Genomic DNA, 24,718 nt, shown 5'->3' on the forward strand with positions numbered 1-24,718 from the left:
CAGCTTTCGCGCGCGCTGGGTTACCCGGGCTAAATGCCTACTTTACCGTCGGCTGGTAGGTAAAATAGTCGAAATCAGCGTAGCAACCATCACCGCTGATATCTTCGCAATGCAGGCCCACAAAGGCGCCGGTAAAGAAACCACGTCCGCCGACATAATCATCCGAAAGTTTCCACGCCTCATACGTTACCGGTACCGTATGCCACTGCTTGCCATCAAAAGAATAGGCATAGCGATATACCAGCTTGTCCACATCGACCCGTAACCAGATACTTTCTACGTGTTCCGGTACTACAATGGGATCGTCATGCAGCGGCCAAGAAGGAACATTATGGTCGAGCTGTAAAACCTTCAGCGTTCTGCCTCTCCCCTCTTCAAAATCCACAAAGCAATAGCTCCAGTTTTTACTGTTGTAGTAGCACGTCAGCCCTGCGCTCTGCTGAAAGTGAACGGGCGAAAACTGCATCCGCGTTTCGGCGCGGAATGTGAAGTGCTGCCAGCGGCGAGCAACCGTAGCCTGCGTAAAAGTTGAATTCAAAGAGTCATGCCCATAAAGACGTAAAAAACCGGGACGCGCGCTCAGAGAGCCTAACGTCTCGTCAAAGGGAATACGTAAGGTTTGCCACTCAGGATCCAGCGCACCATGCGTAAAGTCATCGCGCCAGTCGCCATTGTTCACGGCCGCACATTCCGTCATTTTCGGCCCGGGAACCGTTAATGGCGCGTGTTTACCGCCTTCGACATACGGCCAGCCGTCATGCCAGCCGACGCGAGCGATACCCGTTTCGCGTCCCAGCGGGCAATATCCACGTCCGCCAGAAGCAAGAAGCGGCACGCCGGGTAAGCGCAAAGGGCGGCTGGTCAGCCAGGCCATATACCATTCGCCGGTATGCGTTTCCAGCATCGAACCATGACCGCTTTTTTGCAGCGGGTTTTCCGGTGTATGCCAGCTGGTCATCATCGTCACTTCTGGGTGAAGTTCATATGGGCCGTCAATCTGCCTGGACCGCAGGATAACCACCGCATGTTCGTAGCTGGTGCCCCCTTCCGCCACCATCAAATAGTACCAACCGTCTTTATAGTAGAGGTGAGCGCCTTCGGTATAACCCAGCGCGGTGCCGGTAAACAACGTTTTGCGCTGTTTTGCGAGCTCCCCGGTCGCCGGAAAATACTCTTGCAGCACAATAGTATTGTGCGGATTACTGTGATGACGCGGCCCCCATGGCCGATAGATATAGTATTTACGCCCATCGCGGTCGTGAAAAAGTGAAGGATCAAAGCCGCCGTTACCCATCGAGATAGGTTCGCTCCACGGCCCCTCAATCGAAGGTGCCGTAACCAGATAGTTTCGGCCATTCTTCCACGGTGAATCAACGATTTTCACATCGGTATACAGCAGCCAGAACATTCCGTCGCTATAGCTCAGACAGGGCGCCCAAATACCGCCCGAATCTGGATTTCCTTTCATATCCAGCATCGATACGCGATTGAGCGGAGTGCTCACCAGCGTCCAGTTTTTTAAATCGCGCGAGTGGTAGATACGTACGCCCGGAAACCACTCAAACGTTGAGGTGGCGATGTAATAATCCTCACCCTGGCGGCAGATCGAAGGGTCCGGATTGAAACCTGTCAGAATCGGGTTGGTGATAGTGTACATGGTAACCTCCTGTTAATGGGATATAGCTGTGGCGGCGGCAGGGAGTTCCTCACTCTGCGTGGCCCGCCTTTTAGTAAGCTGCTGGCTTATCGCCTCCACTCGCGCATCGGACAGCTTGTAGAGCGACAACATGATGAACATGCCAACGTAGAGAACCACAGGCACAACGCAGAAAAGAATTTTTATCGTGCTCAGTACCTCATCCGGCTGCACGCTGTTACTGGCGGAATAGTTAACGAACGCCAGGATCCAGCCAACGACCGCTCCGCCGATAGCCAGACCAATTTTCAGGCTGAAGAGATAGGTTGAGAACACCAGTCCGTCCAGACGACGCCCGCTGCGGCTCTCTTCATAATCGACAACATCAGAAGCCATCAGCCATTGCAGCGGTGTGGTGGTGTTAAACACGAATAAGAACAGAATGTTGAGAGCAAAAATAAGTGCAATATGCTGGGCTGGTGTCACAAAAATCAGCAGGCTGATCAGCGAATAAGCCACGATGATCCATTTGAACGACTTAACACGATCGAAGCGGCCTAAAAGACGTGAAGAGCATAGCGAGCCAAACATGGTGGCAAGGCTACCGTAGAGTAAAAACTGCGTCGCCAGCTCCGGGTGATCCATCACGTACTTAACGAAGTACAGCGTTGCTCCGCCGCGTACCACATTTGAGCAGGTTGCCATCATTTTAAATACGCACATGATTCGCCACTGCCCGTTACCCAACAGCAGCTTCAGGTCCTTCGCCACCGAAGCTCCCGGCTGGACCGCAAAGGTATAGCGCTCCTTTGTGGTGCAGAAACACACAAACAACAGCACCACTCCGCTCAGGCCCAGTACACACATGGCGCCAAAATAGCCTGTCTGCTCATTCCCCTGGCCAATAATGCCCACTAACGGTAAAGCAATACCGCTTATCGCCAGCGATCCCGCCGCGGCGAGGAAAAAACGCCAGGGTTGTAGAGCATGGCGCTCTTTCGGATCGGCGGTAATCACCCCAGGCATTGCGCAGTAAGGTACGTTAACGAAGGTATAGACCAGAGTGAGCAGGATGTAGGTTACGCAGGCGTATATAATTTTGCCATTTGCTGAAAAATCAGGCGTATAGAACGTTAACATACAGACAATACCGAACGGGATAGCTCCCCAGAGCAGGAACGGGCGGAACTGACCATAGCGGGTGCGGGTACGATCCACCAGCAGACCCATTAGCGGGTCGGTTACTGCATCAAGCACCCGGGAGACCAGAAACAGCGTTCCCATAATACCTGCTGACAAACCAAATACGTCGGTATAGAAATAGGCCAGCAGGAACATCGTCGCCTGCCAGACAAAGCCACAGGCGGTATCACCCAACCCGTAGCCGATTTTATCCTTCATCGTTAATTGCATTTTTGAATCCCCCAACGCCAGTAGATGATACAAAGCAAACGAGGGACCTGGATGAGCGCTAGCGCATCAGGAATACACCCTTATATCGTGTGCCAATATAACAATTGATATATATAGATATTACTGATTAGTATATTTTCGAGGCAATGGTCATATCTTATTTATGAATTATGATATTTTGCTTTTGTGATGAGCATCTTTATAGGAATAAGTGAAAAGAATAATAAATAACGGGCAAGAAAAATCCGTCCGCGAAATAAATCCCGCAGACGGATAATTATGATTCAGCTACAGTCCGAGCGCTTTTTTACCGGCGTTAATGACGTCGATAATTTTATCGGTATCGTAAATACAACCTCGCCAGGTTCCACCGCTAACAGACTGTAACGCCGCCCACAGGCGGGTATCATCAGGTAAAAACGCATGGGCACGCAGTTCAGGATGCACGGAGCGCATCGCCAGTTCATACGCCCCCTCCTCGGGCGTCAGCGGCCGTTCGGTCGTGCCTATAAAATTAACGCTTCCGGTTAATTTATTACGATCGACGATAATTTCAATAATATCGTTATCACGTAATTTACCAATAGGCCCTCCAGCTAGCGCTTCCGGTGCAACATGGCCAAAACAAGCTCCGGTTGAGACGCCGGAAAAGCGTGCATCAGTAATTAACGAAACTGTTTTTCCCCAGGAAATATGCTTTAACGCCGAGGTCAATTGATAGGTTTCTTCCATGCCGGTGCCCGAAGGACCTCCGCCAATCACCACCATAATATCGCCCTGCTCAATCTCCCCCTTCTTGATGGCGCCGATGGCCCGCGCTTCTGAGACAAATACCCGCGCTCTCCCCGTATGGCGATAAATGCCATCGCTATCTACAACCGACGCGTCAATAGCCGTTGCCTTAATTACCGAGCCTTCAGGAGCAATATTTCCGACCGGGAAACACACCGTTGATGTTAATCCACGGGACTTCGCCAGATCAGGAGGAAGAATAACATCATCCGGATCTACCCCATCCCGATCCCGCAAACACTGACGGAACTTCTCTCGCCGTTCCGAAGATTGCCACCAGTCCAGGTTTTCCCCAACCGTCTGGCCCGTCACCGTCATAGCGTCTTCATGCAACAGACCAAGTTGGCGTAAATGCAGCATCACCTCAGGTACGCCGCCGGCAAGGAAAGCGCGTACCGTCGGGTGATAATCGGGACCATTTGGCAGTACGCTTACCAGACGCGGCACCTTGCGGTTAATGCGCGTCCAGTGTTCAACATCAGGAATCGTGCATCCTGCCGCATAGGCGATCGCCGGTATATGCAGCAACAGGTTCGTTGAGCCGCCAAACGCAGCATGAATAACCATCGCATTTTCAATCGCTTTATCGGTCAAAATGTCTCGGGTGGTAATCCCCCGATGATCAAGATCGATCACGGCTCTCGCCGCCTGACGGGCGATCTCCAGCCAGACATCTTGCCCGGATGGCGCCAGGGCCGAATGCGGCAGAGCCAGCCCCAGCGCTTCCGCCACCACCTGCGACGTTCCGGCAGTTCCCAGAAACTGGCACCCACCTCCCGGCGAAGCGCAGGCGCGGCAGCCCAGTTCAGATGCTTCCTGCAACGACAATTCATGATTCGCGTAACGCGCGCCTATAGTCTGTACTTTCCCGGCATCTTCGCCAACGGTCGGCGGCAGAGTTGCGCCTCCGGGTACCAGAATCGTCGGCAGGTCATGCATTGACGCCAGAGCGATCATGGTCGCGGGTAACCCCTTATCGCAGGTGGCCACGCCAATGACCGCACGACGCGTCGGTAAAGAGCGAATCAGGCGGCGAAAAACCATAGCCGCATCATTACGATAGGGTAAAGAGTCAAACATACCGTGCGTCCCCTGTGAACGACCGTCGCATGGATCGCTGACATAAGCCGCAAATGGGATACCGTCATTGCGCGTAATTTCCTTCGCCGCCGCCTGCATTTGCAGACCAATCTCCCAGTGCCCGGTATGGTACCCCAGCGCGACTGGCCGCCCGTCCCCGGCGCGGATCCCGCCTTGAGTCCCGATAATCAAGACTTCTTTACCCGTCAGTTTGTTCGCATCCCAACCCATACCCGCGTTCTGCGTCATACCGAACAGATTGCCGCTTGGCGACTCCATCAGCATTTGCGGCGTTAAAGGCAGCGCCCCCTGAGGGCCGGCAGCATGGGTGGTAACGGCGTAAAAACGCTCATTTTGCGGCGTGAAGATGTTATCAATAGCCATAGTTATCCTTGCGTGCTAGCAGAGTTGAAGTCGTTGAAGCAGGGTGGCTAACTGCGCTTTTTTCTCTGTATTAAGCGGTGCAGCGGGTGGGAGAACATAGGTTGAAATCGGCTGACCGCAAAGCGCCATAGCCTCTTTGATAACATTCACAAATGGTGTATCAAGCTGATATATCTGCGGAATTTGCAGTAAGGTCTGGTTCAGTTTTGACGCCTGCGCCAGATCCCCGTCGCGAAAAGCCTGCAATAAACCAACTGAAAGCTGAGGCGCAAAGTTGCCGCTCGCAGAAATAGCGCCATCGCCGCCCAACAGCAGGGTATTGAAGAGATGGTCATCATATCCGCTAAGTATGGAGAAGCGCGGATGCTCTGCCTTCACGAGGCTAATCATACTGCGCAAATGGGCGATAGAGTCGATGGTGTCTTTGATACCGACGATATTCGCACGTGAATCCGCCAGTTTTTTCACCAACGGCGGCGTCAGATCCTGGCCGGTCAGGGCCGGGAAGTTATACAAAATCACCGGTAACGTGACGCTATCAGCCACCTGCTGAAAATAGTGGATTAGGTTCGCCTCAGAGACTTTCCAGTAGTAGGGATTGATAACGACAATCCCATCCGCACCGTTTTGCTGCGCATGCTGGCTGAGTGCGATCGTCTCGCGAGCATTCGTTCCGCCGGTACCAATCAGCACCGGAACACGCCCATTCACATGCGCGATGGCGAAAGCGGCAATGTTTTTTCGTTCCTCTACGTTGAGCTGAGAAAACTCCCCGCCGCTGCCGAGAAAAAACAGTCCATCAACGCCCGCCACGATCAGGTTGTCAATTAGCGCCCCGGTGCCTTGTCGATCGAAATCGCCTTCAGGCGTAAAAATAGTTGAGACAGGAGGGATAATCCCCGCGAAATGGGCACTATGCTGCATATCCTTTCCCCTTAGCTTATGATTGTTCTACATTATAGAACAGCGTTCATTAATTTAACGTTTATACTATGACGCCTTGAAGGGAAAGGTAAACGTGGTTACGCGCAAGAGTCTGGTTTTTATTATCTGGATCACAGAAAGAGTGAAAACCATCGAGTGGTTTGTATTGTCTTTGCCACCCGCGCCAGCTGAACGCTAAGGTATTGACCAAAGTACCGCTATTGTATGGAGGTATAGCTCAGATAGGGCTCGCGGCTTTCTTACGCAGCGCCCGTTTGGTTCGGCTATGGAAGTAATTCGAAGGTAATTGAGATCAGCGTGTCCGGATTAATCTCATCGGGGGTGCTGCTATAGAGCGAACCGGCCTGACCATAGAGCGTAACCGTTCCGCCTTTAAAACCCGATGATAATACCTTCGCCATCAGAGGATCGGTTTGTTTATCGTACACCATCGTTGAATTCATCGTATTAAGTATCGGCGTACCATCAAGCTTTTTCTCCAGAATATTCAAGGATAAAGTCTCATTCTGCTTGTACGGAGCCTTCCCTTTTTTATCAATCACAAAATAGACGCCATTAGGCAAAACCTCATATTTCTTGTTTTTGATTTTAGCCATGATTCTTTTTTCAATATCAACGTACTTAGACGATAGTTTTTCGTTAAGCATGTTGACGATGCTTTCAATTTCGTTTTCTTTCATTCTAAGTTTTTTATTATAGGCATCGTTAAACCCGGAAACCAACGCTGAAGGTGCCAGCTTAACATCATTGTCGGCCATTTTATTCACATCGGATAGCGCCTGGGTAAGGTAGAAAACGCCGAGCGCATAGGCATTTTTATGACTTTTATCCGCAAGGCTTAAATCACTTTGCTTGATGGCCAGGCTATCGAGCGTAGACTGTAATTTTTTATTTTTATCGTTTAAAGCAGCGACTGAAACATCATATTCTTTCTGCGCGGTTGCTGCGGCGGCGTTCAGCTCGGCGTTCTTTTTGGTCAGCGCATCAAGCGCGGTTTTCTGCTGCTCGTCCCTCTCCGCGTGCTGCTTGTTCAGCATGGCGATCTGCGCCGACAGCGTGCGAGTGGTCTCATCCTGCTTTTTCTGCGCCGTTTCGGCGGCGGCGGCCAGCTCGGCGTTCTTTTTGGTCAGCGCATCAAGCGCGGTTTTCTGCTGGCCTTCTCTTTCCGCACGCTGCTTGTTCAGCGCGGCAATCTGCGCCGACAGCGCGCGGGTGGTCTCATCCTGCTTTTTCAGCGCCGCTTTGGCGGCGGCGGCCAGCTCGGCGTTCTTTTTGGTCAGCGCATCAAGCTCGGTTTTCTGCTGGCCTTCTCTCTCCGCGCGCTGCTTGTTCAGCGCAGCAATCTGCGCCGACAGCGCGCGGGTAGTCTCATCCTGCTTTTTCTGTGCAGATTCGGCAGCGGCGCGCAGTTCCAGATTCTTTCCCGTCAGCGTATCGATCGTCGATTTCTGCAGGTTCTCACTCTGCTCCTTCTGCGTTTTCAGCGCGGCAATTTGCACCGATAGCGTGCGGGTGGTCTCATCCAGTTTTTTCTGCGCCGCTTCGGCGGCGGCGGCCAGTTCGGCGTTCTTTTTGCTCAGCGCATCAAGCGCGGTGGTCTGTCCGCTTTCATTCTGTGCACGCTGTGCCGTCAATGCGGCGATCTGCGCCGTCAGCGAGCGGGTGGTCTCATCCAGTTTTTTCTGCGCCGCTTCAGCAGCGGCGGCCAGCTCGGCGTTCTTTTTGCTCAGCGCGCTCACGGCGGCAGTTTCGCCGCTCTCTTTCTGTACATGCTGTTCACTCTGAGCCTTCAGCGCGGCGATCTGCGCCGACAGTTCGCGCGTCGTTTCAGCAAGCTTTTTCTCCGCCGCTTTAGCGGCAGCGCTCAGATCCGCATTTTGTTTCCGCAGAGCGTTAATCGTACTCTCTGTTTTATTCTGATAACTTTTTTTTCTGACGACGTCCTGCTTCTGCGGCGTTTTTTTATCAGGGCTATCGTTATTTTGCTTAGACGAGACCGACTCTCCGCTGGCGGCACCTGAGGCCGGCGGATTGTTTATTTCGAGTTTCGATATATTATCAAGGAAGTCTCCCGGCTCAGCACGAGCAGGAAACACAATAGTAAGGGTAAAAAGAGCAAATACAATCGCAGGACCTCGTAGATTGCATATATTCAGTTTCCCCTTATCGTCCATCATCTGGCCAGCCCATCCTTGAGTTCAGCTTTTCTTGCCCGGCTTTCAAACTCTTTAATTAATTTCTGCGAAATGCTATTACACTTATCGTTTATCTTGTATTCAAAAAGCGGTGTAATCGTTGATTTTACGCTGGCGGACGTTTGGTCTGAAACAGAAGCATAAAACTTAGCGTCATTGATTAAACCATACAGCTCGTTTGAGTCCTGCTGAAACTTTTTATCGAGCTTAACTAAAGCGTCGGCATCCTGAATACACTGCTGTAAAGCAGGAACCTGCGCGGGCTGTTCATTTTGAATGACATCTTTTTTTATGAGTACGCTCTGCGGTTTTTTACCATTAGTACATCCCTGTAATAAACCTACAGAAATGCACATTAATGCCAGTAAGCTATTTCTTATCATCTTCCCATCCATTAGAAAAAAAATACGTCAAAAATATATTTGTCGATTGCAGCAGAAAAAATTTTAACAAACAACGTCAGGCGTTGGATTTAACATTAATTCAGAAAAAACACACAAAAAGGTCATTTTTTAACCAGGCTGAGAATGGGAATTATCCAGGTGCAGGACGATATTTTTATCTAAGCTTTTTCTTAACCCCATATGATTAATGGCACATTATCTTTTATATGCCTGATATTGAGCGGTCTTTTTACTACTCAAATCAGGCATAAACTGTTACTCATTCAATGCGAATCTCATTCACTCCACTTCGGTCTGGCCACCGTATTCTTCTTGAGTAGATTGCGAAACTCCTTCAGAAAGGGTTCGTTGCTGCGCCCGCGCTTGCATATCGCCGAGAAGGGAGATTGAAAGCCAAACTCATTGGGCAGCAGTACGCGCAGGCGATTCTCCTTAATCCACGGCCAGGCGTAGTGCTCGGGAAGGTAGCCGATATATTTCCCGGAGAGGATGAGCAGCAGCTGCGCATCGACGGTTTCAACGGTCGCGCTGCCCTTGCTGAACCCGCGCCGCCGCAGATCGCTGGTATTCCAGTAGCTGCGCGTCACCAGCGGACACTGGCTGATCAGCTCTTTATCGAGCTGTCGACTGAAGAACATGGGATGCAGGTCGCTACAGTAGAGCCAGTGCTGCTCGCGGTAAAGCGGTTCGCTGATGATATTATGCACCCGCGAGTTGTAGCTGCCGATGGCGAGATCGATATGGTTATTCAATACGCCGTTAAGCTGTTCCGCCGGAGTACGAATAATCAGCTTGATATGCACATTAGGAAACTTATCGCTAAAGCTGCGCAGCACCACCGGCAGCGACAGCGCGGTTTCCGTCTCGATGGAATCAAGCGTTGAGATACAAATCGTGCCGCTATGCTCGCCTTTCAGCAGCGCCGACTGGCGCTCCAGTTCATTCAGTTCGCTCAGCACGCGGATCGCCTGCTGTAAAAAATGCTGCCCTTTTTCGGTCAATGCAAAGCCGCCGCGCCCGCGCTGACACAGGCTAAAGCCAAGCTGGCCTTCCAGCTGCGACATCGCATTGCTGATCGCGGAAACGGAAATCCCCAGCTCCTGCTGGGCCCGGCCATAGCTCTCAAGACGGGCCACCGCCTCAAAAACCTGGAGTTGTCGAATGTTAAGCGTCGCGTCGTTAAGCATGGCGTCTTAGTTCACTAATAAATGAACTAAGTATTTGCGGCAGACGATTTAAAGTCCAGCACATCTTTCGCACTATCCCTGCTGTTGAGTTTTGTTTGTCAGATTCAGGAGCTGAAATGGATAACGTCTTTCATCAACCGCAGGGTGGCAACGAGATGCCGCGTTTTGGTGGCCGCGCCACGATGATGCGCCTGCCATTTATCGAAGATTTACAGGGACTTGATGCAGCGTTTATCGGCATCCCGCTGGATATCGGAACCTCACAGCGTTCCGGAACGCGTTACGGACCGCGCTATATTCGTACCGAATCGGTAATGATTCGCCCGTATAACATGGCCACCGGCGCCGCGCCTTTTGATTCATTGTCGGTGGCAGATATCGGTGATGTACCGATCAATACCTACAACCTGCTCAAATCGGTGCAGATTATCGAGGATTACTACACCGGTTTAAATAGTTTTCCGCTTATCCCCCTGACGCTGGGAGGCGATCACACCATTACCCTGCCGATCCTGCGAGCGCTGACCAAAAAGCACGGTCCGGTTGGGCTGATTCACGTCGATGCCCACACCGATACCAACGATGAGATGTTCGGCGAAAAGATTGCCCACGGCACCACCTTCCGCCGCGCCGTCGAAGAGGGGCTGCTGGATCTTAAACGCGTCGTCCAGATTGGCCAGCGCGCGCAGGGCTACGCCGCCGGTGACTTCCAGTGGGGCGTCGATCGCGGCTTTCGTCTGGTCCAGGCCGAGCAGTGCTGGCACAAATCTTTGACCCCGCTAATGGCCGAAGTGCGCCAGCAAATGGGAGCTGGCCCGGTTTATCTCAGCTTTGATATCGATAGCCTCGACCCGATCTGGGCCCCCGGCACCGGAACCCCGGAAGTGGGCGGACTGACGTCGATTCAGGCGCTGGAAATCGTGCGCGGCTGCCGCGGCCTGAACCTGATTGGCTGCGACCTGGTCGAGGTCTCGCCCCCCTATGACGTCAGCGGCAACACGTCCCAGCTGGCCGCCAACCTGCTGTATGAAATGCTCTGCGTTCTCCCTGGCGTGAAATATCCATAGAGGAAAAACCATGCAGCTTAACGTCTTTCGCACGCTGTGGGGCGTCACCACCCCGTGGCAGCAAACGGTCAGCGAACTCCGGAGCGTCGGCTGCTGCGGTATTGAAGCACGTGTTCCGCTAACGCCAGAAGAGCAGCGGACGCTGGCCCAACGCATCGAAGCGTCCGCGCTTGAGTATATCGCCATTGTGTTCAGCGGCGGCGGCGTTATTCCGGCCCAGGCCGAGACGCCCGCACAGCATCTGGAGCGCTTAAAAGAACGTTTTGCGGCGGCAAAAGCGCTTAATCCGCGCTTCGTCAATCTGCTGGCCGGTAACGACCGCTGGCCGCTGGCGCAGCAGGTGGATTTTCTCGGCAGAGCGCATGAGCTCGCCGCCGAATATGAGCTGTTCTGCAGCTTTGAAACCCATCGCGCCACGTCGCTGTATAGCCCGTGGCTGACGCTGGAGATAATTCAACAGCTGCCGCAGCTGCGCTTTACCGCCGATATCAGCCACTGGATCGTGGTAAGCGAACGCCTGCTGGATGACCCCTGCGATGACTTCAGCGCCTTTATCGAACGGGTCCACCATATTCAGGCCCGCGCCGGGTACGACCAGGGGCCGCAGGTGCCGCATCCCGCCGCGCCGGAATATCAGTCGGCCCTGCGGTTTCAACAGCGCGTCTGGGAACAGATCTGGCAATCGCAGCGCCGGCGCGGCTACCAGCACACCACGCTTACGCCGGAATTTGGCCCCGATGGCTACCTGCATCACCTGCCGTTTACCAACGTTCCGGTCGCCGACCTGTGGTCGCTGAACGCCTGGATGGCCCAGCGTGAACAGCAGCATTTTGTTGAATTCACTTCGCAAACTGAATAAGGAACGGAAGAAATGACCGCTGCAAAAAGTTCGTTTACTGAATTACCGACCATCGATATCAGCGACCTGGCCTGCGACGATCTCGTCCGACGCCAGGCGGTGGCCGACGCCATCGGCCAGGCGGCCCGCGAAGTCGGCTTTTTCTACGTTACCGGCCACGGCATTGCGCCCGAACTGATTGCCGGGATCCGCGCGGCGGCCAAAGAGATTTTCGCCCTGCCGATGGAGCGCAAGATGGCGTACTACATCGGACAGTCGAAAAGCCATAAGGGCTACGTTCCCGAAGGGGAAGAGATTTACGGCTCCGGCAAGCCGGATCACAAAGAGGCGTTTGATATCGGCTTTCAGGCCGCCGACGACCACCCGTTCGTCGTGGCGAAAACGCCGCTGATTGGCGCCAACGAGTGGCCGGACGTGCCGGAATTTCAATCCCGCGTGCTGGCCTACTATGACGCGGTCTTCGCCCTTGGGCATCGCCTGTTTGACGCCTTCGCTCTCGCCCTTGGCCTGCCGGAGGGCTATTTCAGGTCGATGGTTACCTGCCCACCGTCAAAGCTGCGGCTGATCCACTACCCCTTTGACGCCAGCGCCGAAGATGTTCCCGGTATTGGTGCACACACCGACTATGAATGCTTCACCCTGCTGCTCGCCGACCAGCCGGGTCTTGAAGTGCTAAATGAAGATAGCGACTGGATCGACGCCCCGCCGCTGAAGAACGCGACCGGAGAAGAGGCTTTCGTGATTAATATCGGCGACATGCTGGAAGTCCTGAGCGCTGGCACATTTGTTGCAACCGCACACCGCGTACGCAAGGTGCCGCAGGAACGCTACTCCTTCCCGCTGTTTTTCGCCTGCGACTACCACACGCTGATTCGTCCGCTGCCGGGCTTCCTTGAGGCAGGCGAAGCCAGCGAGTATCAAGAACTGAGCATTGGCGAGCATATGTGGAGCCAGGCGTTACAGACCTATCGCTACCTGCGCGAGAAAGTCACCCGAGGCGAGCTCCAGCTCCCCGAACGCGCCCGCGGCACTAACACCTTTGGCCATCTGAAAAAACAAGCACAGCAAAAAACCGTAAATAACCCGTGAGGATAAATGATGAACAAAACGCTAAAAAAACTCTCGCGCCGTGTGGCTTTATCCATCGCCGTCACCGCTTGTTTTTCCCCGCTGGCTCAGGCCGCTGAGCTGCTGACCGAGGGCGTCTTTAAAGTCGGGATGGAGGTGACCTATCCGCCTTTTGAATCCTATGACAGCAATAACAATATTGTCGGCATCGACCCGGAGTTCGCGGCGCTGATCGCCGAACAGCTGAAGGCCAAACCGCAGCTTATCGACACGAAATTCACCAGCCTGATCTTAGGTATCGGTAAAAAATACGATGCGGTGATCTCCGGGATGTACGTGACGCCCGAGCGCCAGAAGCAGGCGGATGCCATCCCTTACGCCCTGTCAGGCGCGTCCATTATTGCGCTGAAAAGCAGCGCCATTCAGCCAAAAACGGAAGACGAACTGTGCGGCGTGAAGGTAGGTCTGCAGGCGGGTACCGCCTGGGTTTCCAGCCTGAAAACGCACTCCGACGAGTACTGCCTGAAAAACGGCAAACCGGCCATTAGTATTCAGGAATTCCCGACCGCGCCGGAAGCCTCCCAGGCTCTGCTGTCGAAAAACATCAACGCCCAGTTAGAAATCGCCCCGGCGGCGCAAATTATCGTCGAGAAAAGCCGCGGCCGCCTGGCCATTAGCTCAAACCGCCTGGTCTATCCGCTGCCGCTGGGAATTTACGTCGCCAAAGGCAACACCGAGCTGGCCGAGGCCATTAAATCAACGTTAGCCACCCTTAAAGCCAACGGCAAATATGACGCCATCATCAAGAAATACAACTTAGAAAGCATCAATTAATACAATAATTAAACGGGAGTCGGTATGGAGTTCGATTGGGGATACTTTTTTTCATTATTTAGCGTTGGGGCATTCTGGCAGGCGTGTGTCACCGTGGTTGTCGTCAGTTCATTGTCCTGGTTTATTGGCCTGATATTAGGTTTTCTTTTAGCCTGCGCTAAGCTCTCTGGCCCGCGCTGGCTGAAGGTTCCCGTCGAACTCTATATTTGGTTTTTCCGCAGCGTACCGCTGATGGTCCTGCTGGTCTTTGTCTATAACCTGCCGCAGCTGTTTCCGGCCACCCAACCGCTGCTCGGCGTTCCGTTTATTGCCGGGCTGGTCTCGATGACGGTGACCGAAGCGGCCTACATGGCGGAAATCCATCGCGGCGGCCTGCTTTCGGTCGCCAGGGGACAAAGCGAAGCCGGGCATGCCTTAAGCTTTAGCTTTATCGGGATTCAGCGCTTAATTATTATCCCGCAGGCGTTTCGTATTTCCCTGCCCACGCTGATTAACGAATACATCACCATCATCAAGCTCAGCTCGATTCTGTCGGTTATTTCGCTGCCGGAGCTGCTGCTGACCGGCCAGCGCCTGTACGCGCAGAATTTTCTCGTCATGGAGACGCTGCTGGCGGTCGCCATTTACTACGTTATGGTCGTCACGGTGTTTAGCTGGCTGTTCCGGGCGCTGGAAAACCTGCTGGATATTCAGCGTAAGCGCCCGCAAACGCTCAACGAGCATGAATGCGAAACCCTGCGCCAGAACCTGAAGCCGCCGGTACAGACGCAAAAAGCGCAGGCCGCCAGCGGCAACCCGCCGGCGCTGGATCTGCACGCCATCGAAAAATCCTGGGGCCAGCACCACGTACTGAAAGGCATCGACCTGAAAGTGGAAAACGGCGAGGTAATCAGCATCATCGGCCCGTCCGGCTCCGGCAAGACCACCCTGATCCGCACCATTAACGCCCTTGAAAGCATCGACGGCGGCGAGATCATTCTTTACGGCGAGGATTACCTGAAGGGCGCCTCCGTTGTTGATAAACAGCAAATGCGCGCGGGCGTACGCCGCATCGGCATGGTGTTCCAGGGCTTCAATCTGTTTCCCCACCGCACGGTGCTGGATAACGTGATGCTCGCCCCGCTCTATCACAAGCTGCTCGACCGCGCCGCCGCCAGAGAGCAGGCGCTGTGGCTGCTGGATCGCGTCGGTCTGCTGGCGCACGCCGAAAAGTACCCGTACCAGCTCTCCGGTGGCCAGCAGCAGCGCGTGGCCATCGCCCGCGCCCTGGCGCTGAAACCGGACATCATGCTGTTTGATGAACCCACGTCGGCGCTGGACCCTGAACTGGTTGGCGAAGTGCTGAAGGTCATTCAGTCCCTCGCCCGCGAAGGCATGACGATGATTATCGTGACCCACGAGATGGACTTCGCCTTATCAATTTCTGACCGGGTGGTGATGATGGAAAACGGCGTCGTGCAGAGCGATATGCCGCCGCAGCGCATTCGCAGCGATGCCGCCGATCCGTCCCTCACCCGCATTCGTGAATTTATGGGAGTGCAATAAATGGCAACTGAACGGGAACTACGCCAGCAGCTGGCCGCCGCCTATCGTCTGGCGGCGCTCTTCGGCTGGGAAGACACGCTGTATACCCACTTCTCCGTGCGCCTGCCCGGCGACGGCGAGCCGCGGTTTTTGATTAACCCCTTTGGCATGATGTTTGACGAAGTCACCGCCAGCAACTTAATCGTGGTCGATATGCAGGGTAAGGTCGTCGAGGGCAGCGCCCCGGCAAACTCGGCGGGATTTACCATTCATAGCGCGGTCCATATGGCCCGGGAAGACGCCCACTGCGTGATCCACACCCACACGCTGCCGGGGATGGCGGTTGCCGCCTGCGCAGACGGGCTGCTACAGCTTAACCAAATCAGCACCGAATTTTATCAACGCGTCGGCTACCATCCTTATGAAGGCGTGGCGTTCGATCTCGATGAACGCGTGCGGATCCAGCGCTCGCTCGGCGAGAACATTGCCCTGATCCTGCAAAGCCACGGGCTGCTGTCGGTCGGGCGCACCGTCGCCGATGCGTTTTACATCATGTACTACCTGAACCGCGCCTGCGAGATCCAGATGGCCGCCGCGCAGCTGGCGCCGCTCGGCCCCATCCATACGATACCTGAACCGCTGAGCCGGCACGCCTGTGAGCAGCTGATGGGGGTTGAACATGAACGCCAGCTGGTGTGGCAGGCGTGGCTGCGACGCCTCGACCGTCTTGATACTTCTTATAAGAGCTAATGCCTATGACCCAGTTCACCATCGTCGTGGATTGTAACGATCCTCAGTACACCCGGGAGATTTGCGCCGCGTTCGCGCTATTCCCGGAAGTGAAAGCGGTTCTGCCCGAGGACCCCGCCGCTCGCGAGGCGCACTACGCCTGCTGCTGGTTTCCCGACCCGCAGCTGCTGGCGCGCTCGCCTCAGTTGAAGCTGATCCAGGCCGCGTCTGCCGGCGTAGACCATTTGCCCGCCAGCGTTTTCGCCAGCGACGTTCCGCTCTGCCGGGTGGTGGATGAAGATTTTCGTCACGGTATGTTTGAATACGCGCTGTGGGGCGTGCTGTGGTTTCAGCGTCGCTTTGACCGGGCGCTGGCCCACCAGCGCGAGCGCGTCTGGAAGATGTATCCGCAGCGAGCGGCGGCCGATTATCACGTTGGCGTCATGGGCCTCGGCGAAATTGGCGGCTATATCGCCTCGCAGCTGGCCGCGCTGGGGTATCGGGTTTCCGGCTGGGCGCGTAGTGAAAAATCCCTTGCCGGCGTGCGCTGCTACCACGGAGAGGCGCAGGCTGGCGAATTCCTTGGCCAGCTGGATGCGCTGATCAACATCCTGCCGTTAACCGGGCAGACGCGAGGTATCCTCGCCCATCCTTTACTGCAGCAGCTGCCCGACGGCGCGTCGCTGATTAACTGCGGCCGCGGCGAGCATATGGTGAATCTTGACGTGCTCGAGGCGCTGGATAGCGGCAAGCTCTCCGGCGCGCTGCTGGACGTCTTCCCCGTCGAGCCGCTGCCCCAGGAAGACCCGCTGTGGCAACATCCGCAGGTGGTTATCACTCCGCATATGGCCTCCATCGCGCAGACGGAGGTGATTGCCCGCCAGCTGCTGGATAACATCCAGCGGCAGCGGCAGGCGCTGCCGCTGAAAAATCTTGTTAACAAACAGAGCGGTTATTAATCCCGAAAACGTCAATAGCCTCATATCCGCTGCTACGCTTAATGGTCTGTCCGACAAAAAATAAGGCTATCAGCATGAATATTGATTTATCGGGGAAAGTCGCACTGGTCACCGCCTCCACCGGCGGTATTGGTTACGCCATCGCCAAAGGTCTGGCGGCTAGCGGTGCGGAAGTGATGATTAATGGTCGCAGCGAGCGTAGCGTGAGCGCGGCCATCGCCCGTTTGCAGAATGAGGTTCCCGGCGCGAAACTGCGCCCGGCAATTGCCGACTTAAGCAGCGCTGAAGGCGTCAATCAGCTGGTGCAGGCTGTTAACGGAGTCGACATTCTGGTCAATAACGCCGGTATTTACGGCCCGCAGGATTTCTATGAAACCGATGATGCAACCTGGGAGAACTACTGGCAAACCAACGTGATGTCGGGAGTGCGTCTTTCTCGCGCTCTGCTACCGGCGATGGTACAGAACGGCTGGGGTCGGGTTGTGTTTATCTCTTCGGAATCGGCGCGTAACATTCCGGCGGATATGATTCATTACGGCGTGACGAAAACCGCTCAGCTGTCGCTGGCCCGCGGGCTGGCGAAGTTTGTCGCCGGTAGCGGCGTCACCGTCAACAGCGTACTGCCGGGGCCGACTATCTCTGATGGCTTTGCTGAGATGATGAAAGATGAAGTCGCGAAAACCGGGAAATCGCTGGAGCAGTTGGCAAAAGAGTTCGTGATGGCGAACCGTCCAGGCTCGGTGATTCAACGTGCGGCCACGGTGGAAGAAGTCGCCAATATGGTGGTTTATGTCTGCTCGACTCAGGCTTCAGCAACATCAGGCGCGGCGCTGCGCGTGGATGGCGGCGTGGTGGATGACATCGTCTGATAAGACCCGCCCGCAGGTTAGCGGTCGGGCGTTTTAGATGGCTCTTTAACGCTGGTCATTTCGTACTTGCCTTCCGGATCCATGGCGTTCACCGCTTTTTGCAGCTCCGCCAGAGCAAACTTAAGCGAAGCGACCTCTTCACGTAGCGCCTGCACTTCTTGCTCCTGAGTCACCGCACGGTTGGTTTTCGGAAAAGCTTCGAAAACATCTTCTTCGAGGAACATACGAACCTGACGATTATCAACATTCACCAACTGATATTTCAGCCGGCCACTGTTGATTGCGTTATAGATAGTTTTACGACTGACCATCGCTAACTCTATGACGTCGCTGATTCGTAACATCTTGTCCCTCGTCGGTTGCGGCTTCACCGTATTGAGCTCATCATTTTATCTTACTGCGTGACGACGGCATCGGTGAACACTTTTGCAATCTCCTCTGGCGTCATTTTCACGATATCGTTAACTCGATCGCGATCGGCCAATAATGCGAACAAGGATTGAATAATTGCCACTTTTTCGCAAGTTTTATCAATCGCCATCATCACGACTATCTGTGGGACAACGCTCTCTTCAGGCTCGTCGGTACGCTGAAATTCAACCCCCGCCAGGTTAATGCCGATTGCAAAACCGGTCTGGTTAACATGCTCAAACTCGGTATGCGGAATGGCGACGCTATGGGTCTCCATAAATATCCCGGTTGGATAGACTTTTTCCCGTTCAAGCACTCCGTCGGCAAAACTCGGTTTAACCAGCCCGTCGGCCTGCAGGCTATCTGCCAGGCGGGTCAGTAAAGCCGTCCGACTGACAGAAACGGTAAACTTCACCACCCGCTGTGCGCTAAACATCATTTCCCGCCCTCCACGCTCGCTTCGGCCATCTGTTCATTTTCCTGCGCCAGTTTACGGCGATTCCACAGCACCAGCACGATGGTGCACAGCGTCAGGATACCTACGCCAATCTCTTTCAGATGGAAACTCTGGATAATCGCCCACGGCAGCATCGCCCCGGCATAATCCACGCTGCTAATACTGGTGGTCCCCTGCGGCAGCGAGAAGCCAGTGCTCACCGCAGTGCTGGTGACAATCGGCGCCAGGTTGGTACCAATCAACAACGCCAGACTTAAGGTTAACAGCCCGGTCAGCAGCGTGCGGAACATATCACCGCGACAAACCGCCGTCACCAACACGAAGGCGAACGGTAGGCCGGTCAAAGAAGCGAACGGCAGGAACTGGTTGCCCGGAATAATCGCCGCCAGTACCAGCATCACCGGGATCATCAGCATCGACACGGACAACGTCACCGGGTGCCCAACGCTCACGGCTGAATCCAGGCCGATAGCGATTTTGCCGAATGAACCGGCACGCGACTGAGCTATCTCCTGAATACGTTCGCTAATCGGATAAACCCCTTCCATCAGCATTTTCGCCATCCGCGGAATAATGGTCATGACCGCCGCCATGGTGATTGCGGTTTGCAGAATAGCTTTCACTTCGATACCCGCGATTATACCCAACAGCGCGCCGATAATTGCCCCCAGAGAGGCCGGATCGCCGAGAATAGATAACCGTTTCTGGATAACTTCGGTATCAATTTTGATATCACGAATAACCGGGATGCGGTCAACAATGGCATTCACCAACCACGCAGCCGGGACAAATGATGCGGAAAAACCGTGCGGTACCGAAATAGAAGGCAAGTTCAGGTATTTCTCAACATCGCCGCTGGTACGGTCGGCAATCACCATCGTAATAATACAGTTGATACCAGCGGCAAATATCCCCAGCCACAGGCTATCGGTAATAATCGTCACCAGGGAACCGGTAAAGGCATGATGCCACAGGTTCCAGATATCCACGTTCAGCACCCGCGTGGTTTTGGTATACAGCATCAACACGTTAATCGCGACGCACACTGGAATCACCAGCGCGCCGACCCGGGTCCCCATCGCTACCGCTGCGGCAGCAGGCCAGCCCACGTCCAGCACGTTGAGATTCAGACCAAAACGCTCCACCAGCGCATGGCTTACCGGGGTCAGGGAATCGATCATCAGATTAACGGTAATGCTCAAACCGATAAAACCAATACCGACCATTAAACCGGCTTTTAATGCTTTGCTCAGCGACAGGCGTAATATCAAACCAAGGAGCATAAATATTAGCGGCATCATGACCGATGCCCCTAAACCTACAATGTAATCAACAATAAACATGGCTTAACCCTCGGCGAGAATTAATTCTTTCACGCTGCTGAAAACTTTATCAGTACCCATACCGGTTAATAGCGGTAGAGCGTTAACAACGGGAATAGAAAGCGCAACCGGCGAAGTAGAAACAATAAAATCTACATCGTCGCGGGTTTTGGCTTCAGCCACGGTTCCCTGGGAAATACGGACTTTATCGAGAATATTCTCTTTCTTCAGGAAATCCTGCAGTTTATTTAAAGCAACGGTGCTGGTCGCTACACCGGCGCCGCAGCAAATCATCATGTGTTTCATGAGCAATCCTCTCTGTTTTGGTGAGAGGAATTAAAGCATGCAGGAAAAATATGAATTGTGACCAGTGTGTAATTTTACACACTGAGTACACAATGAATTATAGGGTTAAAATTAAGTCATTGATAAGTATTGATTTTAAATCATACGCAAATGTGTAATCACGCTAAAAATGCGATGAACATCTCATTGCAGTATCCGTTCATCTGTATATTTTAGATTTATTACATACTACTGCACCGTGTCATCGGTGATGCCGTATACCGCATATTTTTTCAGCAAGGCGCTGTACTCACCATTTTCACGCAGGGTTTTCAGTGCGGAGGTCAACTGTTGCGCCAGCGCCTGGTTACCCTTCTTGATGTAAATACCCAGCGTTTGCGGATATATCGTCTGCGGGGAACTGACCTTCAGTCGGCCTTTGCTGCGCTGGGTAAACAGGCTGACTACGCCAGCAATATCCACCTGAGCCTGAATATTGCCGGAGAGCAGTGCCTGCAGCGTCTCCGGCGCGGTCGGGAACTCTTTAATCTCAATCGCCCCTTTACCTTGCGCCTGGCAATAGCTCGTCGAAAGCTCATGCAGCTTTTTCACCCACGATGTACCCTGCTGCAGCCCAATGGTTAAGCCACAAAGTTCGTTTTCCGTTTGCGGCGCAACTTTGCTATCGCTGCGCACCATGATATAGGCTCCGGTTTTAGCATAAGGGATCGCAACCGCCTGCTGGGTTCGCTCCGGCGTAATATAGAGCGCAGAGATCACCGCATCCTGGCGTCCCCCGCTCAGGCCGAGGATCAGACTGCTAAATTTGGTATCCACCAGCTGTAGCGTCAGGCCCGCTTTTTGGCTTAATAACGCCGCCAGTTCAGCATCAAAACCAACAATTTTGTCATCCTGCCAGGATTCAAAAGGCGGGTAGGCGACTTCCATTGCTATTTTCAGTTTTCCCGGCGACAGAGTCGCATCCGCCGCATTGGCCACCGTAAAAAGGCCTGATGCCAGAACCAACGCGGTAGCGAGATAGCGCAATGAGAGATTTCTTTTCATCATAATTCTCCGCTGTTATTGAGAAATACGCCGATGATGGGCGTCGGCAAGCTGGCACAGGAGTTCAAACATCATGGTCGCTCCGGTCAGGCTGGTAAGATTGCCCTGGTCAAAGGGCGGCGAGACTTCCACCACGTCAGCACCAATCAGATTCAATCCAGCAAGCTGACGAACGCAGCGCTGAGCCTGCAGCGTGGTCATCCCGCCAATTTCCGGCGTTCCGGTACCGGGCGCATAGACCGGATCCAACACATCGATATCGAAGCTGATATAGGTAGGCTGCTCGCCAACAATCTCACGCGCCCTCTGCATCACCTTGTCGATTCCCAGCTCGTCCACCTGCTCCATACGGATGATGGTGATACCGTTCTCCTCCGCCCAGCGGTGCTCATCGGCGGAAAACAGCGCTCCGCGGATGCCGATTTGCACCGTGCGTTGCGGGTCGAGAACACCTTCCTCTACCGCACGACGAAACGGAGTACCGTGGGTAAAGCGCTCGCCGCCGAAGTAGCTGTCGTTAGTATCCGAGTGGGCATCAAAATGGATCATCCCCAACCCCTTATCCCGCCCGAGCGCCCGTAAAATCGGCAGCGTGCTGAGATGGTCGCCACCCGCGGTTAGAGGCATCACCTGCTGCTCATCAAGGGCGCGATACCAGGCTTCAATGCGCGCCAGGCTATCCTGCATATCTACCGGATTGATACGCACATCTCCCAGATCGCCCACGCGGGCGTAATCATAGGGAGAACGGCGGGTGGTCTGGTGGACTCGACGCACCAGGCTTGAAGCATTGCGTAGCTCGCGTGGCCCGTGGCGAGTCCCGGCACGGTTTGTGGTTCCGCCGTCCCACGGCACGCCTACCACGCCGATATCCAGGTCGGCGGCCTGTGGCGCAAAAGGGAGACGAAAAAAGGTCGGTAATCCACTAAAACGTGGAATTTCGCCATCCTGCGGCTGCGGGTATTCATGTTCAATTAAGGATGTCATTGCTGTGTCTCCAGGGCTTTTCGGGGCGATGAAGACATACTGCTGAACGCGGATGAGAGAAAAAATAGTCAAAAGCAAAAAATTAGTTTAGAAAAACAAAAACAAACCCCGGGGCTTACAGCGGAGCATCCCCTTTATGTCAGTTGGAAAATTTCCGAATCTGCGGCTGTTACACGTTTTTATTACCGTGGCGAAATATCAGGGCTTTGCCAATGCGCAGCAGGAACTTAACCTGACGGTTTCGGCTATCAGCAACTATATGAGTGAACTGGAAGAGAAGCTCGGCATCACCCTATGTCGTCGCGGTAGAGGCGGTTTTTCTCTGACCGAAAAAGGGGAAACCGTCCTCCAGCAAAGCATCGACCTGCTGAATTCGATGGAGGATTTTGAGCGCAATACGGCGACGCTGCGCGGCGAGCAGACTGGGATTTTTAATCTTGGCGTAATTGACTCGACGATTACCGACCCGATGCTGCCGATGAGCGAAATCATCGCCACGTTTAGCGAACGCTTCCCGCTGGTGCATATTAATTTACAGGTCAGAAGCCCGAACGCGCTTTTGCAGGGCGTACTGAATAATGAACTGGATCTCGCCGTGGGCACCTTCTCTTTACAGGCCAATAGCGTGGTGTCTCACCCACTTTATCGCGAACAAAACTGGCTCTATTGCGGTGACAAACACTCTCTATTTACCGTTAAGCACCCGACGGAAGCGCTTATTTCCGAGATGCGAATGGTCACTCGCAGCTACTGGAGCAGCAGCGATTTAGGGCGCAAAGGCTTTAAGCAGAGCGTCGCGAGTGCAGAAAGTATGGAAGCGCAGCTGATGCTGATTCTGTCCGGCAAATACGTCGGCTATCTGCCGGAACACTACGCTTTGCCCTGGGTGCAATCGCAAAAGCTGCGCGCCCTGCTGCCAACAGAATATGGCTATCAGGCTCCCTTCTCGCTGATTTTCCGCCGGGGTCGCAGCAAAGAAACCTTAATTCGCTCAATGCGAGATGCCGTGCGTGCTGGCGTTAAATCACGCAAAAATTAGGCCCGTTCCGCTGCTCGTCCGCCGACCAGCAACGCAAGCAGCGCGATGACAACCGGCACCAGCGATCCCCACAGCACGGCATTCCAGCCGAAGAGGTTCATCAACGCGCCCGAGGAAAATGAGCCAATCATCATGACGCCGAAGACAATAAAATCATTTAGCGATTGCACCTGAGTTTTCTCTTCCGGCCGGTGGAAATCCATAATCTGCGCCGACGCGCCGGTAAAGCCGAAGTTCCAGCCGATACCCAGCAGGATCAGCGACAGCCAGTAGTGCATCACGTCGATACCGGCGAGGCCAACCATCACCGACAGCAGCAGCAGAACTAAACCGGCCGCGTTAATACGCCGGGCGCCGAAACGATTAATCAACTTGCCGGTAAAAAATCCGGGACCGTACATGGCGATCACGTGCCACTGAATGCCCAGATTCGACGCCTGCTGGGAGATCCCGTGCATATGCATGGAAAGCGGCGCCGCGGTCATCAGGAAGTTCATCACCATATAGGATATTGCGCCGCTAAAAACCGTCCGGGAAAACCCCGGCTGGCGCACAATTTCGCCCAGCGGGCGCCCGCCCGATTTGGCCTGCGCCGCCGGCTCGGGGGTTTTTACTCCCAGCAAGACCAGCGCGGATACCGCCGCCACAAGCCCCTGAGCGATAAAGGTCATCGCAAAGGTGTGCGGCGGCCACAAATTCATGGTCGCGGTCACCAGCATCGGGCCGATGATCCCCGCCGCCACGCCGCCGCCCATGACCAGCGAGAGCGCCCGCGCGCGCCGCTCGCCGCTGACGCCGTCGGTAGCGGCAAAGCGGAAGGACACCGCCACCGCCGCATAGGCGCCGCCGAAAAAGGCCGCGAGACAGAACAGCCCGAACGAAGCGATCGCGACCGCCAGCGCCGCCAGCGCTCCCGTCAACACGCCGGCGCCGGTACCGACCATAAAGACCGTTTTGCGCCCGCGTCTTCTGGCCAGCGCGCCAAACGGCAAAATACAGGCCGCCATCCCCAGCACAAAAATGGTGATGGGCAGCGTGGCCAGCGTCGGAGAGGGCGCGATGGCGTTGCCCACAATCGCCCCGGTGGCATAAAACACCACCGAGTTTGCCCCTGCGAGCGCCTGCGCCGTCGCCAGGCGAACAATATTTTGGTTTTGCTGTCCGACGGGCAGCGTTATCTCAGCGCTCATGACTCTCTTTATCCTGA

General features: G+C 54.4%; 23 protein-coding genes. 9 read left to right on the forward strand and 14 right to left on the reverse strand.

What is annotated here, in order from left to right; all coding sequences use genetic code 11:
• Window positions 1–37: 37 nt before the first annotated feature.
• The 7 genes from HMPREF1144_RS08670 to HMPREF1144_RS08700 all read right to left on the reverse strand — a co-directional run bounded on the left by HMPREF1144_RS08670 (window position 38) and on the right by HMPREF1144_RS08700 (window position 10,036).
• Window positions 38–1,657: a glycoside hydrolase family 43 protein gene (locus HMPREF1144_RS08670; protein ID WP_009652551.1), complete on the reverse strand. Its 1,620-nt coding sequence runs from the start codon at window positions 1,655–1,657 to the stop codon at window positions 38–40.
• 12 nt (window positions 1,658–1,669) lie between these two features.
• Window positions 1,670–3,049: a glycoside-pentoside-hexuronide (GPH):cation symporter gene (locus tag HMPREF1144_RS08675; RefSeq protein ID WP_009652523.1), complete on the reverse strand. Its 1,380-nt coding sequence runs from the start codon at window positions 3,047–3,049 to the stop codon at window positions 1,670–1,672.
• Window positions 3,050–3,337: 288 nt separating this feature from the next.
• The gene (locus HMPREF1144_RS08680; RefSeq protein WP_009652554.1) at window positions 3,338–5,305 is read right to left on the reverse strand and encodes a YjhG/YagF family D-xylonate dehydratase; all 1,968 of its coding nucleotides are present in this window, start codon (window positions 5,303–5,305) and stop codon (window positions 3,338–3,340) included.
• A 15-nt stretch (window positions 5,306–5,320) separates the two neighbouring features.
• Window positions 5,321–6,229, reverse strand: a complete 909-nt coding sequence (locus HMPREF1144_RS08685; RefSeq protein ID WP_009652538.1) for a dihydrodipicolinate synthase family protein — start codon at window positions 6,227–6,229, stop codon at window positions 5,321–5,323.
• Between the two features lie 284 nt (window positions 6,230–6,513).
• Window positions 6,514–8,427: an FKBP-type peptidyl-prolyl cis-trans isomerase N-terminal domain-containing protein gene (locus HMPREF1144_RS08690; RefSeq protein ID WP_009652532.1), complete on the reverse strand. Its 1,914-nt coding sequence runs from the start codon at window positions 8,425–8,427 to the stop codon at window positions 6,514–6,516.
• On the reverse strand, window positions 8,424–8,828 hold the full coding sequence (locus tag HMPREF1144_RS08695; protein ID WP_004853381.1) for a hypothetical protein: 405 nt from the start codon (window positions 8,826–8,828) through the stop codon (window positions 8,424–8,426). The genes HMPREF1144_RS08690 and HMPREF1144_RS08695 overlap by 4 nt, the downstream gene beginning before the upstream one ends.
• Window positions 8,829–9,124: 296 nt before the next feature.
• Window positions 9,125–10,036 (reverse strand): LysR family transcriptional regulator, encoded by a 912-nt coding sequence (locus tag HMPREF1144_RS08700; protein ID WP_009652526.1) that lies wholly within the window; start codon window positions 10,034–10,036, stop codon window positions 9,125–9,127.
• 116 nt (window positions 10,037–10,152) lie between these two features.
• Between HMPREF1144_RS08700 and speB (HMPREF1144_RS08705) the strand changes: the two genes are divergently transcribed.
• The 8 genes from speB (HMPREF1144_RS08705) (at window position 10,153) to HMPREF1144_RS08740 (ending at window position 17,945) form a co-directional block, all read left to right on the forward strand.
• Window positions 10,153–11,103: an agmatinase gene (gene speB / locus HMPREF1144_RS08705; RefSeq protein WP_009652521.1), complete on the forward strand. Its 951-nt coding sequence runs from the start codon at window positions 10,153–10,155 to the stop codon at window positions 11,101–11,103.
• A gap of 10 nt (window positions 11,104–11,113) precedes the next feature.
• Window positions 11,114–11,962 (forward strand): sugar phosphate isomerase/epimerase family protein, encoded by an 849-nt coding sequence (locus tag HMPREF1144_RS08710; protein ID WP_009652556.1) that lies wholly within the window; start codon window positions 11,114–11,116, stop codon window positions 11,960–11,962.
• Between the two features lie 12 nt (window positions 11,963–11,974).
• Complete coding sequence (locus HMPREF1144_RS08715) at window positions 11,975–13,051, forward strand: isopenicillin N synthase family dioxygenase (RefSeq protein ID WP_009652534.1); 1,077 nt, start codon at window positions 11,975–11,977, stop codon at window positions 13,049–13,051.
• 9 nt (window positions 13,052–13,060) lie between these two features.
• Complete coding sequence (locus HMPREF1144_RS08720; protein ID WP_009652546.1) at window positions 13,061–13,864, forward strand: ABC transporter substrate-binding protein; 804 nt, start codon at window positions 13,061–13,063, stop codon at window positions 13,862–13,864.
• A gap of 24 nt (window positions 13,865–13,888) precedes the next feature.
• The gene (locus tag HMPREF1144_RS08725) at window positions 13,889–15,409 is read left to right on the forward strand and encodes an amino acid ABC transporter permease/ATP-binding protein (RefSeq protein ID WP_004853393.1); all 1,521 of its coding nucleotides are present in this window, start codon (window positions 13,889–13,891) and stop codon (window positions 15,407–15,409) included.
• Window positions 15,410–16,138, forward strand: a complete 729-nt coding sequence (locus HMPREF1144_RS08730; RefSeq protein ID WP_004853394.1) for a class II aldolase/adducin family protein — start codon at window positions 15,410–15,412, stop codon at window positions 16,136–16,138. It abuts the gene before it with no gap.
• A gap of 5 nt (window positions 16,139–16,143) precedes the next feature.
• Window positions 16,144–17,076 (forward strand): 2-hydroxyacid dehydrogenase, encoded by a 933-nt coding sequence (locus HMPREF1144_RS08735; RefSeq protein ID WP_009652533.1) that lies wholly within the window; start codon window positions 16,144–16,146, stop codon window positions 17,074–17,076.
• Between the two features lie 74 nt (window positions 17,077–17,150).
• The gene (locus HMPREF1144_RS08740; protein WP_009652522.1) at window positions 17,151–17,945 is read left to right on the forward strand and encodes an SDR family NAD(P)-dependent oxidoreductase; all 795 of its coding nucleotides are present in this window, start codon (window positions 17,151–17,153) and stop codon (window positions 17,943–17,945) included.
• 17 nt (window positions 17,946–17,962) lie between these two features.
• Here HMPREF1144_RS08740 and HMPREF1144_RS08745 read toward each other — a convergent pair whose 3' ends face one another.
• The 6 genes from HMPREF1144_RS08745 to speB (HMPREF1144_RS08770) all read right to left on the reverse strand — a co-directional run bounded on the left by HMPREF1144_RS08745 (window position 17,963) and on the right by speB (HMPREF1144_RS08770) (window position 22,472).
• Window positions 17,963–18,289 (reverse strand): hypothetical protein, encoded by a 327-nt coding sequence (locus HMPREF1144_RS08745; protein ID WP_004853397.1) that lies wholly within the window; start codon window positions 18,287–18,289, stop codon window positions 17,963–17,965.
• 50 nt (window positions 18,290–18,339) lie between these two features.
• Complete coding sequence (locus HMPREF1144_RS08750; protein WP_009652558.1) at window positions 18,340–18,795, reverse strand: PTS sugar transporter subunit IIA; 456 nt, start codon at window positions 18,793–18,795, stop codon at window positions 18,340–18,342.
• The gene (locus tag HMPREF1144_RS08755; protein WP_004853400.1) at window positions 18,792–20,156 is read right to left on the reverse strand and encodes a PTS galactitol transporter subunit IIC; all 1,365 of its coding nucleotides are present in this window, start codon (window positions 20,154–20,156) and stop codon (window positions 18,792–18,794) included. The genes HMPREF1144_RS08750 and HMPREF1144_RS08755 overlap by 4 nt, the downstream gene beginning before the upstream one ends.
• 3 nt (window positions 20,157–20,159) lie before the next feature.
• A complete protein-coding gene (locus HMPREF1144_RS08760; protein ID WP_009652557.1) occupies window positions 20,160–20,441 on the reverse strand; it encodes a PTS sugar transporter subunit IIB in 282 nt (93 codons plus the stop codon).
• Between the two features lie 228 nt (window positions 20,442–20,669).
• Window positions 20,670–21,485 (reverse strand): ABC transporter substrate-binding protein, encoded by an 816-nt coding sequence (locus HMPREF1144_RS08765; RefSeq protein WP_042927328.1) that lies wholly within the window; start codon window positions 21,483–21,485, stop codon window positions 20,670–20,672.
• 15 nt (window positions 21,486–21,500) lie between these two features.
• Window positions 21,501–22,472, reverse strand: a complete 972-nt coding sequence (speB, locus tag HMPREF1144_RS08770) for an agmatinase (protein WP_009652541.1) — start codon at window positions 22,470–22,472, stop codon at window positions 21,501–21,503.
• Window positions 22,473–22,608: 136 nt separating this feature from the next.
• Here speB (HMPREF1144_RS08770) and HMPREF1144_RS08775 point away from each other — a divergent pair, with 136 nt between their 5' ends.
• Window positions 22,609–23,511: a LysR family transcriptional regulator gene (locus HMPREF1144_RS08775; RefSeq protein WP_009652525.1), complete on the forward strand. Its 903-nt coding sequence runs from the start codon at window positions 22,609–22,611 to the stop codon at window positions 23,509–23,511.
• Here HMPREF1144_RS08775 and HMPREF1144_RS08780 read toward each other — a convergent pair.
• Complete coding sequence (locus HMPREF1144_RS08780; protein WP_004853410.1) at window positions 23,508–24,701, reverse strand: MFS transporter; 1,194 nt, start codon at window positions 24,699–24,701, stop codon at window positions 23,508–23,510. The genes HMPREF1144_RS08775 and HMPREF1144_RS08780 overlap by 4 nt on opposite strands.
• Window positions 24,702–24,718 lie beyond the last annotated feature (17 nt).

The sequence above is a fragment of the Klebsiella sp. OBRC7 genome, assembly GCF_000293135.1.
GTDB classification, from domain to species: domain Bacteria; phylum Pseudomonadota; class Gammaproteobacteria; order Enterobacterales; family Enterobacteriaceae; genus Klebsiella; species Klebsiella michiganensis.